Annotated in this window: 14 protein-coding genes and 1 pseudogene; 7 read left to right on the forward strand and 8 right to left on the reverse strand. The window is 68.9% G+C overall.

Annotation, left to right across the window (positions count from 1 at the left end; genetic code table 11):
- Window positions 1-87 precede the first annotated feature (87 nt).
- Window positions 88-507: a VOC family protein gene (locus tag ACTWLT_RS17245; protein WP_445319263.1), complete on the forward strand. Its 420-nt coding sequence runs from the start codon at window positions 88-90 to the stop codon at window positions 505-507.
- Between the two features lie 309 nt (window positions 508-816).
- Here ACTWLT_RS17245 and ACTWLT_RS17250 read toward each other — a convergent pair whose 3' ends face one another.
- Both ACTWLT_RS17250 and cspE read right to left on the reverse strand, forming a co-directional pair.
- Window positions 817-1,098, reverse strand: coding sequence for a hypothetical protein (locus ACTWLT_RS17250; RefSeq protein ID WP_252414191.1), 282 nt, complete (start codon window positions 1,096-1,098; stop codon window positions 817-819).
- A gap of 422 nt (window positions 1,099-1,520) precedes the next feature.
- Window positions 1,521-1,724 carry a transcription antiterminator/RNA stability regulator CspE gene (gene cspE, locus ACTWLT_RS17255; RefSeq protein ID WP_013283833.1) on the reverse strand — a complete coding sequence of 68 codons (204 nt, stop codon included), beginning with the start codon at window positions 1,722-1,724 and terminating at the stop codon, window positions 1,521-1,523.
- A gap of 530 nt (window positions 1,725-2,254) precedes the next feature.
- Here cspE and ACTWLT_RS17260 point away from each other — a divergent pair.
- Entirely contained in the window at window positions 2,255-2,752 is a 498-nt protein-coding gene (locus ACTWLT_RS17260) for an LURP-one-related/scramblase family protein (RefSeq protein ID WP_510182485.1), read from the forward strand.
- Window positions 2,753-2,988: 236 nt separating this feature from the next.
- On the opposite strand, the gene ACTWLT_RS17265 is transcribed toward ACTWLT_RS17260, so the two are convergent.
- Entirely contained in the window at window positions 2,989-4,341 is a 1,353-nt protein-coding gene (locus ACTWLT_RS17265; protein WP_445319265.1) for an FAD-binding oxidoreductase, read from the reverse strand.
- A gap of 47 nt (window positions 4,342-4,388) precedes the next feature.
- On the opposite strand from ACTWLT_RS17265, the gene pdxR reads away from it, so the two are divergent.
- Window positions 4,389-5,813 carry a MocR-like pyridoxine biosynthesis transcription factor PdxR gene (gene pdxR / locus ACTWLT_RS17270; protein WP_445319266.1) on the forward strand — a complete coding sequence of 475 codons (1,425 nt, stop codon included), beginning with the start codon at window positions 4,389-4,391 and terminating at the stop codon, window positions 5,811-5,813.
- Between the two features lie 93 nt (window positions 5,814-5,906).
- Here pdxR and ACTWLT_RS17275 read toward each other — a convergent pair.
- Both ACTWLT_RS17275 and ACTWLT_RS17280 read right to left on the reverse strand, forming a co-directional pair.
- A pseudogene (locus ACTWLT_RS17275) lies at window positions 5,907-6,059 on the reverse strand (IS5/IS1182 family transposase); the annotation flags it as partial.
- 74 nt (window positions 6,060-6,133) lie between these two features.
- Window positions 6,134-6,775 (reverse strand): TetR/AcrR family transcriptional regulator, encoded by a 642-nt coding sequence (locus ACTWLT_RS17280; protein WP_445319267.1) that lies wholly within the window; start codon window positions 6,773-6,775, stop codon window positions 6,134-6,136.
- A 144-nt stretch (window positions 6,776-6,919) separates the two neighbouring features.
- Between ACTWLT_RS17280 and ACTWLT_RS17285 the strand changes: the two genes are divergently transcribed.
- Window positions 6,920-7,654, forward strand: a complete 735-nt coding sequence (locus ACTWLT_RS17285) for an SDR family NAD(P)-dependent oxidoreductase (protein WP_445319268.1) — start codon at window positions 6,920-6,922, stop codon at window positions 7,652-7,654.
- A gap of 181 nt (window positions 7,655-7,835) precedes the next feature.
- A complete protein-coding gene (locus ACTWLT_RS17290; RefSeq protein ID WP_445319269.1) occupies window positions 7,836-8,459 on the forward strand; it encodes an NADPH-dependent F420 reductase in 624 nt (207 codons plus the stop codon).
- 290 nt (window positions 8,460-8,749) lie between these two features.
- On the opposite strand, the gene ACTWLT_RS17295 is transcribed toward ACTWLT_RS17290, so the two are convergent.
- The 3 genes from ACTWLT_RS17295 to ACTWLT_RS17305 all read right to left on the reverse strand — a co-directional run bounded on the left by ACTWLT_RS17295 (window position 8,750) and on the right by ACTWLT_RS17305 (window position 13,032).
- Window positions 8,750-9,202, reverse strand: coding sequence for a DUF8189 domain-containing protein (locus ACTWLT_RS17295; RefSeq protein ID WP_445319270.1), 453 nt, complete (start codon window positions 9,200-9,202; stop codon window positions 8,750-8,752).
- Between the two features lie 418 nt (window positions 9,203-9,620).
- A complete protein-coding gene (locus tag ACTWLT_RS17300; protein ID WP_445319271.1) occupies window positions 9,621-9,989 on the reverse strand; it encodes a hypothetical protein in 369 nt (122 codons plus the stop codon).
- A 250-nt stretch (window positions 9,990-10,239) separates the two neighbouring features.
- The gene (locus tag ACTWLT_RS17305; RefSeq protein WP_445319272.1) at window positions 10,240-13,032 is read right to left on the reverse strand and encodes an AfsR/SARP family transcriptional regulator; all 2,793 of its coding nucleotides are present in this window, start codon (window positions 13,030-13,032) and stop codon (window positions 10,240-10,242) included.
- A gap of 491 nt (window positions 13,033-13,523) precedes the next feature.
- On the opposite strand from ACTWLT_RS17305, the gene ACTWLT_RS17310 reads away from it, so the two are divergent.
- Together ACTWLT_RS17310 and ACTWLT_RS17315 are read left to right on the forward strand one after the other, a co-directional pair.
- A complete protein-coding gene (locus tag ACTWLT_RS17310; protein ID WP_445319273.1) occupies window positions 13,524-13,916 on the forward strand; it encodes a nuclear transport factor 2 family protein in 393 nt (130 codons plus the stop codon).
- Between the two features lie 279 nt (window positions 13,917-14,195).
- The gene (locus ACTWLT_RS17315) at window positions 14,196-17,381 is read left to right on the forward strand and encodes a penicillin acylase family protein (RefSeq protein ID WP_445319274.1); all 3,186 of its coding nucleotides are present in this window, start codon (window positions 14,196-14,198) and stop codon (window positions 17,379-17,381) included.
- The last annotated feature ends 21 nt before the right edge of the window (window positions 17,382-17,402 follow it).

Genomic DNA, 17,402 nt, shown 5'->3' on the forward strand with positions numbered 1-17,402 from the left:
GGTTAGCGCTACTCACCTCACCCTTGCCGAACTGTGGTTAATGGCACTAACCTGGTTAGTGCCATTAACCACGACATGGAGGTACCCATGCCTGCCTTCCGCTTCGACCACGTCGGGCTCTCGGTCGCCGACCTCGACGCGCAGCGCCGCTTCTACGCGGACGCCCTCGGCCTCACCGAGCTGGAGGAGAGCCTCGACATGCCAGAGGCGCAGGTCCGGTCGGCGATCCTGCGCGCCGACAACGGCCTGAAGATCGAGCTGATCGAGCGCGGTGGTTCCGCCCCACAGGAGTTCGCCGACCCGTACGACGGCGCCGGCACCCAGGGATACTTCCACTGGGCGGTCTACGTCGACGACCTCGACTCGGCATTCACCAGCGTGCTCTCGGCAGGGGCCCGTGAGGTGTCCGCGCCGGCGGACGCGGCACGAGCCGGGATGCGGTTCGCCTACGTCAAGGATCCCGAGGGCAACCTTCTCGAACTCATCCAGCCGGCGCGCTCCTCCTGAACCTCCTGGCTCGGGCCGTCTCGTTGGTGACCAACTCCGCCACGGCCGCGCTGCCCCGGGCCACCCAGTGGCCCGGAGGTGAAAAACACTCCATGATCAGCTATAGCATCCGGAGGATCATCAAGCGATCCTGCGGCAGCCAGACGAAGCCCCCGCTCACAGCCAGTGCGTCTAGGTTTGGCACGGCACAGGCACGAGAGTTAACGGTTCCTGGCAGAGTCACCAATTGACACGTCCTGCCTCGTCGCTGCATCAAAGCAGAGTGACCGCGTCGCGGCGGCGATGTAGCGGCGGCCGTGCGGCGCACGATCAGAATGGTGCGGGTCCGCGGCCTGCCAACGATATCAACACCTGCGTGGCGAGTAGCTTGCGAATGCCAGTGACGGCGACTGTCCCCATCCGATCGTAGGGCAGTTCCAATTGCAGCCCTTCGACTGCGCTGCGAAGGTCTGATGTGATCTCGTCCGGACGGAACGTGCCGCCCCAGCCGTTGAGTCCTCCGCGCTGGTTGGTACTGAGGGAAACCATGCCGGATATGCATGCGCCGTCGACCAGGATCAGCCGCGCGGGACCCGAGTAGGTCGTCGTCATAGTCATCAACCCTTCAGGATGTAACGCCGTGCACCCCGGGCCCCGGCTGTCTGACAGTCATCAGGAGGCGAGGCGTCGAGTCCGATCATGGTGGGCTCCACCTGGACCGCGACCGTACGTGCCTCAACCGTCACGGCGGGGATGCGGAATTCGGCTTCTTGGCGATAAGGGTGGACGTCTGGGTCTGTCTGGTTCATGAGCCAGAGGCGCCCCTTGGGCGGGCTGACAGTCGGCCTGGGCAGACTAGCGCCCGAGGTCCGAATCGTCCAGAGTGGAGAAACGCGGGCAGTGCTGGAACTGGCTCCACACCGAGAAGGTCGCCCTTCTGCCGATCAGACGATTCTCGCGATGCCCTCGTGAGCGCAAGAAACGCCGAACGGCGGCCTGCTGAACCAGTCAGGCCGCCGTTCGTCGAGTGTGGATCAGAGCGGGCGGATGTTCTCCGCCTGCGGGCCCTTCTGGCCCTGGGTGATGTCGAACTCCACCTTCTGGTTCTCGTCGAGGCTGCGGAAGCCGCTCGCCGAGATCGCGGAGAAGTGGGCGAAGACGTCGGCGCCGCCGTCGTCCGGGCTGATGAAGCCGAAGCCCTTGTCGGCGTTGAACCACTTCACGGTACCTGTAGTCATGTCTGCTCCTTCGCAGGCTGTTAGAGACCGCACTGTGCGAACCCTTACGCCGCTGCGTTGATCACCCGCGTCGAAACGACACGAAAAACGAAAAGCGCCTGGATGGGTTTCAGATGCCCCATCAGGCGCCGGAAAACGTCTACGGAAATCAAAACTGCAACTCGGCTACCGTAGCACATGATCCGTCGTTGATCCCATGAAGGTGAGCGGACCTCGTCACTCGTCCGCGTCAGGCGCCTGGCGGCGGCCCGAGGCTCACCGCCACGCCGTGCCGCCATCACTCAGCACGTGGGTCTTCCGTCCAACGTCGACACCGCCACGTCGCGGCACATCCTCGACGAGCGCATCGACCAAGCCGCGCTGGGACCCTGTGCCCCACCATCACCGCCGCCCACCGTCTCCTCGGCCTCGTCGACGTCGTCACCGGCGAGCTACTGCCAGAGGGCGACAGCCATGAGATGGGCCAGGGCGGTCCACGCCGATCGGTTTCGAGGTCGACGCCTCGGTGCGCGGCGGGGGAGAATCGAATCATGTTTGTCATCAGGGAGCGGTTCTTCTCGTTCGGCGACGACTTCGACGTGCTCGACGAGCACGGCACCAAGGTCTTCCACGTTGACGGCAAGGTGCTCAGCGTCCGCAACAAGGTCGTCATCGAGGACGCCTCCGGTCGTGAGGTCGCCACGCTGCACCGGCACCTGGTGGCTCTGCGTCCCACGTACGAGATCCGGATCGGCGGCGAGAAGGCCGCGGAGGTCCGCAAGAATCTGCTCACGCCGTTCCGCGACAAGTTCACCATCGACGTGCCGGGGCCGGACGACCTGGAGATGAAGGGTGACCTGCTCGACCACGAGTACGTGATCGAACGCGACGGCACCGAGGTGGCCGCGGTCTCCAAGCGGTGGCTGACGATCCGGGACACCTACGCCGTGCAGGTCACTGCCGGCGTCGACCCGCTGCTCATCATCGGCAGCGTCCTCGCGCTCGACCTGGCCATGAACCGCGACAAGAAGAAGGGCGACGAGGACTGACCCTTGGGGGGCAGCCGCATTGCTCGGAGGTCGGGCTCGTGGCCCGGACCGATTGCTGATCCGTACACGGGCATCGTCGGCGCCCCGTGGCGCTGCCTGAGGTGGTGGCCGCGCGCACCGATTCGGCCGCGACGGCCGGTCACTGGCGTGAGCCCGCCGCAGGGCACCAGCGAAGCCGCCAGGGCCCTGCGCCGCGAACAGCCCGTGGCCAGGCCGGACAGGAGCAGCCGGCTGCGCTACTGGCTGTGGGGCCGGATGTTGTGGTTGAGGTGGAACACGTTGTGCGGGTCCCAGACCGTCTTGAGTGCGGTGAGCCTGGCGAGCTTGGCAGCGGGGTATGCGCGCCGTACCCCGCGTTGCCCCTCGTCGGCGGCGAGCGAGTTGACGTAGACGCCGTCGGCGTACGGGTCGAGCGCGGCGCCGGCACTGCGAGCCGCTGCCATCCGGTTGTCGTCTTCGGACGGGTCGGTCCAGCGGGAGCCGGCGCCGAACTCGAACATGGTGCCGCGGTGGCTGAACGCCGCGTCGGCGTCCGCGACGTCGGCGATGGCGCCACCGTGCGCCTGCAGGCCGACGCTGGGCAGTTGGGTGTCGGCGCGCAGGTCCGCCGCGCCGCGCAGCAGGAACGCCTCGATCGCGGCGGTGGGGAACTGCCGGAGGTAGTGCGCGCTGGAGTACCGCCGGTAGGCGTGGCCGCCGACGGTGTCGTCACGTTGCTGAAGCTCGAGGTACGACGGCGTAGTGAGCCGCTCGGCGGCGGGGCGCCCGAGCGCGCGCATCGCCGGCACCAACCGGTGACCCTGTGCCGGGTCGCCGACCCATACGAAGCCGACGGTGGCGATCGGGCCGATGGCCGTGCTGTGGACATCGGCGGTGAAGGTCGCCTGCCGCGGTGCGACGGCGTTGAGGTCCCGCCAGCCTTCGAGCACCGGCACCGCGTCCTCGGCGGGGAAGTCGAATTCGGCGACCAGGGTCTGCGTTCCGGTGTGGTGCAACTGGAATTCGAAGTCGGTGACGATGCCGAAGTTGCCGCCACCGCCGCGCAGGCCCCAGTAGAGGTCGGCGTTCTCGGTGCGGCTCGCGGTCACGACGTCCCCGTCCGCGGTGACCATCGTGTAGGAGACGACGTTGTCGCAGGCCAGCCCGTGTTGGCGGGCGAGCCAGCCCATGCCGCCGCCAAGAGTCAGGCCGCCGACCCCGGTGTGCGAGACGTTACCGGCGGTCGTGGCGAGGCCGTATGGCTGCGACGCCCGGTCGAGTGCGCCGAGCAGCGCGCCGCCCTGGACCCGGGCGCGTCGGCGGATCGGGTCGACCCGAACGCCGTTCAACGGCGTCAGGTCGATCATCAGGCCGTTCGCGGGGACGGCGTGGCCGGCCACGTTGTGCCCGCCGCAGCGCACTCCGATCTCCAGGTCGAGTTCGCGGGCCAGGCGGACCGCGGCCACCACGTCGGTGACGCTCGCGGCCTGCGCGATCATCCGCGGGCGCCGGTCAATCATGGCGTTCCAGACGGTGCGGGCCGCGTCGTAACCCGGACTGTCCGGGGTGAGGAGGCGGCCGTCGTCGAAGCGGGGACTGGTCGTTGTCATACGTCTGAGCCTGACGGAAATCGGTACACCCGGTAAGGTCCGATTTCATGGGCCGATCCAGGACCAATTCGAGCACCGCGGAGGACCTGCTCATCCATGTCGACCGGTCTGCGGCCGACCCGCTGCACCGGCAGATTGCCGCCTCGATCCGGGGCAGCATCCGGGCCGGCCGGTTGCGTCTCGGGACGTCCCTGCCGCCGACCCGCACCATCGCAGCCGATCTGGGAGTCTCACGCGGCGTCGTGGTCGAGGCCTACCAGCAACTCGTCGCCGAGGGCTACCTCACCAGTCGGGCGGGTGGCTACACCCAGGTCGCGGTCGAGCCGGTTCCGCCGTCGGCGGGCCGGCGCGGCGGGGATCGGCCGGCGGCCCGGATCGACTTCGGGTACGGCCGCACCGACGTGTCGTCATTCCCCCGGGCCGCCTGGCTGCGTTCGGTGCGAACGGTCCTCACCACCACGCCGAACGAACGCTTCGCCTACCTCGACGGGCGTGGCGTACCCGAACTGCACGCAGCCCTGATCGACTACCTCAGCCGGGTCCGCGGCACATCGGCCCGCCAGGAGAACGTCGTGATCTGCAGTGGCTACGGCCAGGGCGTCGCGCTGATACTCCAGGTGCTCGCGGCGCGCGGCGCGCGCAGGTTGGCCGTCGAGGACCCGTCCGCGGACGACGACGCCCGCCTCGTCGCGGCCGCCCTCGGCCTGGACGTGATCGGCGTCCCGGTCGGGCCAGACGGCATTCTCGTCGAGCAGCTCCAACAGACCGACGCGGACGCCGTCGTGCTGACGCCTTCGCACCAGTGGCCCACCGGCGGCGTCCTGTCGGCCACCGCGCGGGCGCGGGTCATCGGCTGGGCGCAGCGTCGCGGCGCCGTGGTGATCGAGGACGACTACGACGCGGAGTACCGCTACGACCGCTCGCCTGTCGGCGCCATGCAGGGGCTGGCACCCGACACCGTCGTGTACTGCGGCACAGCGAGCAAGACCCTGGCGCCAGGGCTGCGCCTCGGGTGGCTGCTTGCGCCGCCACACCTGGTCGATGACATCACGGCGGCCAAGGTACGGGCCGACCGCGGCTCTCCCGTCATCGACCAACTAACCTTCGCCGACTTCCTCACCCGCGGCGAATTCGACCGGCACCTACGGCGCATGCGCCCGGTCTACCGCCGCCGCCGCGACGCACTCCTGGCCGCGCTGCGCGCACGGCTGCCCGAACTGGAACCGGTCGGTGTCGCGGCGGGCCAACACGTCGTGACCTGGCTCCCGCACGACCTCGACGAGGCCCCGGTCGTGGCTGCCGCCACCGGGCGCGGACTGGTCGTGCAAGGCGTCTCCCGGTACCGACTGAGCCCCGCCGGACCCGGCGGGCTGATCTTCGGCTACGCCACCCTCACCGAACGCTCCATCACCGACGGAGTGGAAGCCCTTGCCGACGCGGTCGCCGAGGTTCGTGCGCAGATCTGCCGCTGATGGTGCCCGTCGACGATGCCTGAGTTGGCAGTTGGTCTGAGCGCCTGGGCAACCGCGTCGTGCAAGTGGGCCGCACTGGATCATGGGCCCTTTTCATCCTGCGGTTGCTTGGTAGTTCTGTAGCACGTGGATGGTTTTGGCGAGTCCACCGCCCCGCGGGGGCTGACGCGGACTTTGAGCAGGATGCGCCGGTACTTGAGCTGGGCGTTGGCCGCGTTCGCCCGGCCCGCGAAGCCGGGCATGAGCCCACGGCGTGATCTACCGCTCCGGCCACGCCGAACTCGACGTCGCCTTCCGGGCGACAAGGCGTGATCCGGCCGTCATTGGCCTCCCACCGGAACGGGAGCAGACCCGGTAGTTCCGCGGTCATCGCTGGGCTGCCGAGGAGATGACGCGGGGATGGCGTTGTCGATGAGGACGGCGGCGATGGTGGCGGCGGTGGGGAAGGCGTCGGCGTTGAGAACCCGGGTCCGGGCCGCGGCGCCGTCGATGAGCAGCGCGAGCTGCTCGCCGAGCTGTTCAGGGTTGGCGGCGCCGGCTTCCCGGGCGGTGTCGGCGAGCCGCGCGGCGACGGCTTTCTTGTAGTCGCGCGCGTACTGGGATGCGGGGTGCTGGGGGTCGTGGAGTTCGACGGCGGCGCCGATGTAGGGGCACAGGGGAGTGGTGGGAGGGACGTCGAAGGCGGCGAGGAGCCGTTCGCGGGGCGTGAGGTCGGTGCGGTCGAACACGCCGGACAGAACGGAGGGGTCGAACCGGCGCAGGTACTCGGCGACGAGTTCGTCCTTGCCGGTGAAGTGCTGGTAGGCCGTGCGCTTGGACACCTGGGCCGCCGCGCAAAGCTGGTCCATGCCGGTGCGGTTGATGCCCTGCTCGCGGAACAGCTGCTGGGACGCGCTGATGATGCGCTCGCGGGCGCCCCGGCCGCGGCGGCGGCCCTGGGGGCCCTTCTCCAGCTCCGTCATGGGTTCATGGTACCCCAGCTGGGTAACGGCCGGTGTACATAGCTTGCGTCCCGGCCGCCCGCCCCGTACCGTAAGCACACAGGGCGGTGTACATAACATCGTCGGCCCAGGTGCGCTCGGCACCACCGACCCCAAGGAGCGATCATGGGAAAGCTTGACGGCAAGGTTGCGGTCATCACTGGCGGCACCACCGGCATGGCGCTGGCCGGCGCGAAGCTGTTCGTCGACGAGGGAGCGCACGTCTTCATCACCGGCCGCCGCCAGGACGCCCTGGACGAGGCCGTGAAGCAGATCGGCCGCAACGTCACCGGCGTCCAGGGCGACGCCGCCGACCTGGACGATCTGGACCGCCTGTACGACACCGTCAAGCGGGAGAAGGGCAGCCTCGACGTACTGTGGGCCAGCGCCGGCGGCGGCGAGCCCGCCCCGCTCGGCGAGATCACCGAGGCCCAGTTCGACACCTGGTTCGGGCTCAACGCCCGGGGCACCCTGTTCACCGTCCAGAAGGCCCTCCCGCTCTTCAACGACGGCGGCTCGATCCTCATGACCGGCTCCAACGCCTCCCTCGGCGCCTTCCCGGGCTGGAGCCTCTACGCCGGCAGCAAGGCCGTTCAGCAGGCCTGGGCCCGCGTCTGGCTCAACGAACTGCGCGACCGCAAGATCCGGGTCAACGTCCTGACCCCCGGCCAGGTCGCCACCGCCAAGCAGGAAGAACTCTTCGACGAGGCCACCAAGCGCCAGTTCGAGTCCCTCATCCCCCGCGGCCAGATGGGCCGCCCCGAAGAAATCGCCGCCGTCGCCCTGTTCCTCGCCTCCGACGACTCCAGCTACGTCAACGGCCTGGAACTGGTCGCCGACGGCGGCACCACCGCCATCTGAACCACACATCAGGAATGCCTTGGTCACACCCCACAACTCCCAATCGACCGGCGGAAGACGACGAGCCGGAGGTGCCGGGAAAGGCGGGGCAGTTGGCCAGAAACGTCGCGACGACGCCCTGCGCCTGACCGGCGCGAACGAGACAAAGCGACACGTCGGGAACAGGAAGAGAGCACACCTCATGAGCAGCATCACCCTCATTGGTACGGGCAACATGGCCCGTACCATCGGCACGCTCGCGGTGGCGGGCGGCAACACCGTCGAGGTCATGGGACGCGATCAGTCCAAGGCCGATGACCTGGCGAAGGCTCTGGGCGGCGGCGCGACGACGGGCAAGTGGGGCGCCGTCCCGGCCGGGGACATCGTCATCACGGCCCTGTTGTATGACGGTGTCGTTCCGGTCGTCGCCGAGTACGGCGACGCCCTCGCGGGCAAGGTCATCGTCGACATCAGCAACCCCTTCAACGCCACGTTCGACGGACTGGCCCACAGCGCGGAGACCTCGATCGCGCAGGAGGTCGCCAAGGTGGCCCCGGCCAGCGCCAGCGTGGTGAAGGCATTCAACACCATCTTCCGTAATGTCCTGGAGAAGGGCCGGCCCAACGTCTTCATCGCGGGCGACGATGCGCAGGCCAAGGCGGGCGTGGCGGCATTCATCGAGAGCCTCGGGCTGCGCCCGTTGGACGTCGGCGGCCTGAAAATGGCGCACTGGCTGGAAGGAGTGGGCGTGGTCACGGTGGGCCTTGCCGGCAATGGGGTCGGCCACTGGGACTTCGCCCTCGGCGTCAACGAATTCACCGGCTGAGCGCTGGGCGCGGTGGGCCCGGATAAGGTCGGCGAGGTGGTCCAGGCTGCGGGTGGACAGCGCAATCGCGGCGGGTCAGACAGCACAGCGAGGCTCCCGGTTGGGGCGTCAGATCTTGGTTGACTGCTGTCTTACCGGGAGCCTCGCCATACGTCCACATTAGACCTCGGCCTACTCGTGACCTGCACCGTCAAGATGAAAATGGCTCATGGTTGACATCGTCGGATCGGGCCGCGGGCTCGCCGTTCGCAGCCTCGTGAGCGGGCGCGGCCCGAGTGGCGTACGACTCGTTACCAGGGGCAGCGGTACCAGCCGGTCCAGGGAAGACCTTCCCGTAGCGAATTGCAGTACGCCCTGTTGTCCAATCCGTTTCCATACACGATGAGTGGGCTCGACCGCCAGAGTGACACACCGCTGTTGAAGCCGCCGCCCATCGATGACCAGCCGCTCCATTGAGTGTCGCCGGCGTAACGCTGGTAGATGTGCCACATGGCTTGGTCATAGCCAATGATGAACGTTTCCTTGCGGCCGTCAGGGTGCGTGAAGTCCCGGGAAGCGTAAGAATCACCGCACAGCATTCCGCCCCGGTACGCCCCACGGTAGATGTTGCACATCCCGGCAGCGGCGTTCGCCTCTTCCACAGTCGTAGCGACCTCCGCTCCTGCCGGGCTAGCTGCGGAAGCAGCAGTGGGAGCGGCAAGCATCGCCGCGAGGGCAACGCCGATCGCCACCAATCGGATCAACTTGTGCAATGTGTTCCCCATGCCTGTCGGTGACTCGTGACCGGTCGTTCGAAGGGTTCGCAGCCTCATTCGCATCTGACGCTCCTGTCCGTGTGGGTGAGCGGCGGCGCCGATCAAGAACAGATCGTGCGTGACGGATGTTGAATTCTTGTTGGATCGTTCTGCCCAGCCCCGGTGGAATGGCCCGCACTCCCGTTCGCAGCGCCAGACGGGCCGACTACCGCATGACGCCGCTCTGGGCGACCCGGCCACCCCACCTGGGCAGCGTTCCGTCCACTTTCCGCGACGCGCTGAGCCGGCCTGGCTGACGCGACTGCCGAGGCTGGTGTCCGGGTCGGTTCGACGCCCACCGCGGTGGGCCTTTCGGGCAAACCCCACCGCGGTCCCTGCTTGAGCGCCCTCCGTGGTCATCGGCCGGTCAGCAACGCTCCGCGGCCACACGGATGGTTTGCGTGGTGGGGATGAAGTGCTGGCCAGGGTCCACGCTGTCGTCGGTCAGGAGCCAACTGCCGCCGGTGAGGGTCCATTCGTAACCGCAGTAGCCGGGACCGATGTAGTAGCCGGCGGCGTTCGCCCAGAACTCGCTCGTACGGTGGCCTGCGGCGAGGACCGTGTCGTAGTTTCCGCGCGTGTAGTTGCCGTCCCGGACGTGGATGACCCCCACGCCGATGTTGCTGCCGTTGAGGATGTAGTTGGACGCCGCGCTGGCCGGGGCAGCCACGGCAAGTGTGGCTGCGGCCATGCCCAGAGCGGCACCCACAACGGCGGCCTTCTTCGGCAGAGACAAGGCTCGGTCCTCCCTCTTCGCGGCACCGTCCCGGCGCCGACGACTCCGTGCCAGCCCGGGATGGGCGGCATCTGTCAGGAATGGAGCATCCTGAATCGACGTTGGATTTTGGTTGGGTTGTTCCGATCGAGCTCGTTGAACCCGTCCACGGTCACCACGGCTACCTGCATCACCACTCGCAACCACTGCGGATGGGCTCGCACCGACCCCGGCAGAATCAACCGGCGGACAGGACCCACCTACGGCAGGTCTACTGATCAGGCGCTGTCTGTCCCACGGTGCGGTCCGAAAGCAACTCGGCCAGCCGGGCACGCATCTCGTCGAGGCGACGATCGCCCAGCGTTTCGAGAATGGTGACGGCTTCCTGCATGGCCGCGACGGCGGCGGGAACGTCTCGTCGCGCTGCTGCGACGTCTGAGCAGCCGTGCAGCGCCCAGGCTTCCCGCATCCGGTCGCCGGTGCTCCTGGCGAGTCGGACGGCGGTGTCGTAGTGGTTTCCGGCCAGGTCGACGTTGTCGCGCAAGAAGTGCAGCCGCCCGAGATTGGTGTGGACGCTCGCGGACAACCAGTCCCGGTTGCTGGATCGGTCGGCTGCGGCCAGCGCCGACGTGTAGGAGTCCAGCGCCTCCTGCTGGCGGCCAGCCCGGCGATGCAGGAGGCCGAGGTTGTGTTCTACCTTGAAGATGAGATCGGGGTCGTTCAGCAGGTTCGCGGAGTGTCGGGCCCGCAGCAGTGGTGGGAGTGCTTCGTCAAGCTCCCCGCTTTCAACCAGCATCCCGCCGAGGCTCGCCTCGACGTCGGCCATGCCGGCGTGGTCGCCGTTACGTTGACACAGTGCGCTGGCGCGCTGGTAGGCGGCGCGGGCCTCGTCGCGGTGCAGCAGGAGGCTGTGTGCCACGCCCAGGCTCCCTTGCAGGGTGGCCTCTCCGGTGCTGCTGTCGGCCAGGGCCGCGGCCCGGATCCCCTGCTCGGTGACCGCGATCCAGGTGTCTCGGTTGGCCCGGCGTTGCAACCAGCCGCGAATGTTGGCGGCGAGGGGCCAGACGAGATCAGGGTGCCGCCGAGCGTGCTCGGTAATCATCTTGATGATCGTGTCCGACTCGGTGTCGACCCATCCGACGGCTGCGGCCGTATCGGGCAGGTCAGGGAGGAACAGGTGAACTGGGTCAGGGGTGCCCTGACCGTCAGGTCCGCCTGCGGTCGGCCGGATGCGTTGTTGTGCTTCGCCAGTTGCCTGCCCGTACCAGGACAGCAATCGCCGTTCCGCGTTGGCGCGATCGGCCGACGTGTCCTCACGTTGGCCCTGCTCGCGGGCGAAGATGCGAGTCAGCTGATGGAGGCTGACTCGACCCGCTTCGAGGGCGACGAGGTTGACCGCGGTGAGCCTGCCGATCAGTCCGGTCAGCTCGGTGCTGGACGTGACACCGGCCAGTGCGGCGACGGCACCCAGCGGGATCGCACTGGCACCTGAAAGTCCGAGGCGGCGCAGGAGCCGACGGTCCGGGGCCGCCAGCCGCCGGTACGACACCGCGATGACGGCATGCACACTGACGTCGCCATCGGTGGTGGTGAGCCCGGCGATCTGTGTTCGCTCATCCTTCAGGGCCGCCACGAGGACGCCGGGCAGGGCTCCCAGCCGCAGGTGAGCTCCCACGATCCGCAGGGCCAGTGGCATCCCATGGCACAGCTCCACCAACGTACGGACGTCGCCACTCGCGGGCTCGGACATTCCGGCGGTCTCCTGAAGCAGACGGGTAGCCGGCTCGACGGGCAGTGGGGTGAGTACCAGCAGATGAAGGCCTTCGCGGGCGACGAGTCCGTCCAGCCGATTTCGACTGATGATCACCAGGAGGCTGTCACCGCTACCGGGCAGGAACGGCCGGGCCTGCTCCGCGGTGCTCACGTTGTCCAGGACCATCAGAACCGTTCGGGTGGACAGCAGTGAGCGCAGCATCGCCGCCCGCGCCTCCGCCCGCTGTGGCACATCGTCCGGGGCTGTGCCGAGATCGATGAGAGTCCTGGCCAGTGCCGCCGCCGCCGGAGCGTCGTCATCGAGGTCGAGGTAGAGCTGCCCGCCGGGAAAGCCTCGCTGGTGTTGATGGGCCCAGTGGGTAACCAGAGCTGTCTTGCCCATACCACCGGCGCCGGTGACGACCATCGAGCCACGGAGCCGTTGGCCGGGACCGGCCTTCGGGTGCACGCTGTCGAGGACCGAAAGCTCATCGTCGCGTGCGACGAAGTTGCTGGGCGGGGCGGGTAGCTGCATCGGCCGAACGGCATCGGAGACGGCGGAGGGCGCACCTGCTGGCGCAGGACCGCGCAGGATCGCGGTGTGCAGCTGCTGCAGGCGCGCGCCCGGGTCCGCACCAAGCTCGTCGGCGAGCAGGCGCCGGATCCGCTCGTAGGTGGTCAATGCCTCCGCCCGGCGGTCACTGCGAACAAGCGCGAGCATCAGCTGTGCCTGAAGACGCTCGCGCAGCGGGTTCTCCGTTGCCAGAGCCGACAGCTCGGCGCACAACTCGCGGTGCAGTCCGAAGCTGAGTTCGATGTCCACGCAGCTCTCATAGGCGATCATGCGCCGCTCGCCGAGGTGGTCGGCGGCCGCCCGTACAAGCTCGGTGTCGGCAGTGCCCTGGTACGCCTCCGGCGCGCGCCAGATCCGGAGCGCCTTCCGGTAGCTCCGGCGCGCCTCGGCGAGCCGGCCCCGCGCCTCATCATGTGCGGCGCTGTCGACAAGCGCCACGAACTCGCTCGCGTCAAGCTGGTGGCCGTCCAGCACCATTCGGTAGCCACCGGTCGCACGAACGATCGATTCGGTGCCCACGTTGTGACGCAGGTGATGGACGAGTACCCGTAGTGCCCCGCGCTTACTGTCGCTCGGGCCGTGACCCCACAGGGTCTCCAGCAACCTGCCATCGGTGACGGTTCGACCGTCGGCGGCAAGGAGGCACGCCAGCACCACCTGATGTTGGCGCCCGCCGGCCGGCACCTCCGATCCGGATGCGTCGACGGCTCGCACGGGTCCCAGGACTTCGAACCGCATGATTCCTTCCTCGGGCGTACCCGGCAGGGTTTCCGGTCGTGGCACGACGGCCCTAGCTCAGCAAGTCAAGTGCCCCGAGGTCAGGAATTCGGGAACACAACTGGCTCCGACCTTCGGCCAACATCGAGCCAACATGCTGTTGAAAGACTGCGGGCCAACGGGGGCCGACACGTTCATCGAGATGAGGGGGCCAGCCATGAAGCCCATGGCCAGCCTGAGCGGTCGGATGCGCCACAGTGGAATCGTTGGCGGAGGTGGCGAAGCACCAACCGGAACGCCACCTCCACCTTCGACCGGCTCTCCTTCGACAGGGGGCGGCCCGAAGCCCCTGCGACGACTGCGATGGTTCACGGTACGAAAGTAGCGCTCGAACGCCCCAGCGGGGCCTGGCCATTTTCCGGCGCTCGCACAGCCGGAGCACGGGCCTTCCGGTCCGCTGAATCAGCAGTGGACGCCTCTGGCGGTGGGAGGGAGCCCCGTACGCTGGTGTGGTGATCGACTTTCGTACGGCGGTTGAGGCACGCGATCCCGATGCCGTCGCGGCGGCCCTGGCCGACAACGTGGTGTTTCGCAGCCCGGTGGCGTTCAAGCCCTATCCCGGCAAGGCAATCACCGCGGCGATCCTGCGCGGCGTCCTGCGGGTGTTCGAGGACTTCCGATACGTCCGTGAACTGAGCGGCGACAACGGTCGCGATCACGCGCTGGTGTTCGAGGCCCGGATGGGCGACGTCACCATCGAGGGCTGCGACTTCCTGCACCTGGATGAGAGCGGCCTGATCGACGAGCTCACAGTCATGGTTCGCCCGCTGTCCGCCGCGCAGGCCCTGGCCGCCGCGATGGCCGCCCAATTCGAGCAGATCCAGCGTGAGGCTGCCGCCGGCTAGCGCGACCACACTGTGTACCTGACCGCGCTCCCGTTCCGCTGTCTGACGACGAGATGTTGCCGGTCATCGAAGTTGCCGTCCTTGCTCGGCGAAACGTCGGCATTGGCGCGTGGTGAACGACGGGTATCCCGGACGGCGGTCCTGCGTCGATCATTGCCCGGAGATAGATATGAGTCACTCTCACCTCCTGGCGGACTGCCCGGGCGCGGAGGGCGAGACGTCGGCACCGGAAGCCGGGCGTGACCGAACGGCCCGACTCCGCGTCCCCGGAGGATCGCCATGCCCCGTACCGCTCTCCGTAACCGGCTCGCGGCGTTCACCGCCGCCGCCCTGACCGCGAGCGTCCTGACGGTGACCCCGCCGTCACCGGCGCTGGCCGCCAGCACGTTCGCCGCCAACGACTACTGCCTCGGCCAGTGCGCCGACATCCTGCCCCCGGGGCAGAACGGCAACGCCACGCTGGTCGCCATCCTGGCGCACCAAACGCTCGGCACCCGCCCGGCGCACTCCAGCGACCAGCTCGACGAGTACGCGAACCTGGTCTACAACTACGCAGGGCTGACCGACGAGCAGATCGCCCACTTCTACAACGACGCCTCGTTCGGCGTCCCGGCCGCGCAGGTCGAGAGCACCGTCTCGCCGCGCGCGGACGTCACCATCGTGCGCGACAAGGCCACGGGCGTCCCGCACGTCACCGGCACCACCCGCGCCGGCACCATGTTCGGCGCCGGCTACGCCGGGGCCCAGGACCGGCTCTGGGTGATGGACCTGCTGCGCCACGCCGGTCGCGGCACGCTCACCTCTTTCGCCGGCGGCGCGCCGGGCAACCGGGAGCTGGAGCAGAGCATCTGGGCGAACTCGCCCTACTCGGAGGCGGACCTCCAGGCCCAGGTGGACGCGCTGCGCCTCAAGGGCACCCGGGGCCAACAGCTCTACACCGACGTCGTCGACTACATCGCCGGCATCAACGCCTACATCGACAAGTCGATCGCCGACGACAACTACCCGGGCGAGTACGTGCTCGCCGGCGCCGGCAAGCCGAAGCACTTCACCATGACCGACCTCATCGCCACCGCCGGCGTCGTCGGCGGGCTCTTCGGCGGGGGCGGCGGCAGCGAGATCCAGTCCGCGCTGGTCCGGGTGGCCGCCCGCGCCAAGTACGGCGCCACCGAGGGCGACCGGGTGTGGGCGGCGTTCCGGTCGCAGAACGACCCGGAGACCGTGCTCACCCTGCACGACGGACAGAGCTTCCCGTACGGGGCGACGCCGCCGGGCGCGACCAGCGCGGTGCTCCCCGACGCCGGCTCGGTGGTCGCCGAACCCCTCGCCTACGACGCCAGCGGCGGGGCCGCCGCCCGCACCGGCGCCAGCACCGCCACCCAGGGGCTGCTCGGCGGCCTGTCCAACCTGCGCGCGCACGGCATGTCCAACGCGGTCGTGGTCTCCGGACGGCACACCACCACCGGCAACCCCGTTGCCGTGTTCGGGCCGCAGACCGGCTACTTCGCGCCGCAGTTGCTGATGCTCCAGGAGCTGCAGGGGCCAGGCATCAGCGCTCGCGGCGCCGCGTTCGCCGGGCTCAACCTCTACGTGCTGCTCGGCCGGGGCCAGGACTACGCGTGGAGCGCGACCTCCGCCTCCCAGGACCTCACCGACACGTACGCGGTGCCGCTGTGCACCACCGACGGCAGCGCCCCGACGCTGCACACCAACCGCTACCTCTACCACGGGCAGTGCCTCGCCATGGAGGCCCTGGAGCAGCGCAACTCCTGGACCCCGACGCTGGCCGACTCCACCCCGGCCGGCTCGTACACGCTGCGCGCGCTGCGCACCAAGTACGGGCTGGTGGCCTACCGGGGCCTGGTGAACGGGCAGCCGACCGCGTTCACCAAGCTGCGCTCGACCTACCGGCACGAGGCTGACTCGGCGATCGGCTTCCAGGCCTACAACGACCCGTCGGCGATGGGCAGCGCGGCGGACTTCCAGGCGTCCGCGGCCACCGTCGGGTACGCGTTCAACTGGTTCTACGTCAACTCGACCGAGGCGGCCTACTTCAACTCCGGCTCGAACCCGGTTCGTCCGGCCACCGCCGACCCGAACCTGCCCACCAAGGCCGAGTCGGTGTACGAGTGGGCCGGCTGGAACCCGGACACCAACGACGCCACCTACACCCCGGCGTCGGCGCATCCGCAGTCGGTCAACCAGGACTACTACGTCAGCTGGAACAACAAGCAGGCGCGGGACTTCGGGGCGGCGGACGGCAACTTCAGCTTCGGCTCCGTGCACCGGGGTCAGCTGCTCGACGGCCCGGTGCGCGCCGCGATCGCCCAGCGCAAGCTCGGCCGCGCCGACGTCGTCACGATCATGGCGGACGCGGCGGTGACCGACCTGCGCGGCCAGCAGGTTCTCGGCGACCTGCTGCGGGTGCTGGACAGCACCCCGGTCACGGATCCGGGGCTGGCCGCGGCGGTGGGCAAGCTGCGGGCCTGGCAGCAGGCCGGGGCCCGCCGGGTGGAGACGTCCCCCGGCTCCAAGGTCTACCAGCACGCCGACGCGATCCGGACCTTCGACGCCTGGTGGCCGCTGCTGGCCTCGGCGCAGTTCCGCCCCGGCCTCGGGCCGGACCTCTACGCCGCGCTGGTCGACGCCATCGAGGTGAACGAGGCGCCGTCGGGCGGCCAGAACGGGGGACGCGACGGCGCCGCGAGCTGGGCGTTGCAGGGGCAGGCGCACAAGGGCTCGTCGTTCCAGTACGGCTGGTGGGGCTACGTCGACAAGGACCTGCGCACCGTACTCGGCGACCCGGTGGCCGGCGGGCTGGGCCGCGCGTACTGCGGCAACGGCAACCTCGGCGCGTGCCGGCAGTCCCTGCTCGACACCCTCGGCCAAGCCGCCGCGGTGCCGGCCACCACGGTCTACCCAGGCGACAAGTCCTGCGGGGCCGGCGACCAGTGGTGCGCCGACTCGATCGCCCAGTCCGGGCTGGGCGGCATCACCCACCCGCTGATCGCCTGGCAGAACCGCCCCACCTACCAGCAGGTCGTCTCGTTCCCGGCGCGCCGGGGCGACGACGTCACCAACCTGGCGCAGGGCCGCCCGACCACCGCGTCGAGCACCCAGTTCCTGACCGGCCACACCCCGGACAAGGCAGTCGACGGCAGTCTCGGCAGCCGGTGGGCCAGCAGCTACAACGACAACCAGTGGATCCGGGTCGACCTCGGCGCGGCCCGCAGTGTCAGCCGGGCGGTGCTGCGCTGGGAGTCCGCGTACGGCACCTCGTACCGGATCGAGGTCTCCGGCGACGGCAACTCCTGGACGCCGGTGTTCGCCACCACCACCGGCAACGGCGGCGTCGACAACGCCACCTTCGCCCCGGTCACCGCCCGCTACGTGCGGGTGTACGGGGTCAAACGAGCCACCTCGTACGGGTTCTCGCTCTACGAATTCGAGCTGTACGGACGCTGATCTCGATAGTCGTGGTCAGAG

Source organism: Micromonospora yongxingensis (genome assembly GCF_052601155.1).